This window comes from Marinobacter iranensis (genome assembly GCF_029207565.1).
GTDB classification, from domain to species: domain Bacteria; phylum Pseudomonadota; class Gammaproteobacteria; order Pseudomonadales; family Oleiphilaceae; genus Marinobacter; species Marinobacter iranensis.
This window is the reverse complement of record NZ_JANCMW010000145.1, coordinates 1-273: the sequence shown is the minus strand read 5'-3', so window position 1 is coordinate 273 and position 273 is coordinate 1. Positions and strand designations below refer to the sequence as shown.

Here is a 273-nt window from a genome sequence, read left to right as displayed (position 1 = left end):
CAGATTTTCCGTCGCTACCGGCTGGATGGGCTCGGCCAGGCAGCGATCGCTCGGGAATTGGGGATAAGCTTGAGCTCGGTGGAGAAGGATCTGCAAAAGGCATATCGCGCCCTTGCGCAACTCAAGGACAAATTCGATGCGGAATGAGCGCGTCGACTCCGTCCCTGCGCAGAGGTGGGCATGAACGGGCAGGTTTCGGACTATCTTGCGGAGGACGCCCGTGACTGGGTGATCCGGCTGCAGGACGCGGCATTCGCCGATTGGGACGCGTTC

Annotated in this window: 1 protein-coding gene; it reads left to right on the top strand. The window is 61.2% G+C overall.

The window, feature by feature from the left end; genetic code table 11:
• The first annotated feature begins 3 nt into the window (after positions 1-3).
• Complete coding sequence (locus NLU14_RS21810) at positions 4-147, top strand: sigma factor-like helix-turn-helix DNA-binding protein (RefSeq protein ID WP_275710554.1); 144 nt, start codon at positions 4-6, stop codon at positions 145-147.
• The last annotated feature ends 126 nt before the right edge of the window (positions 148-273 follow it).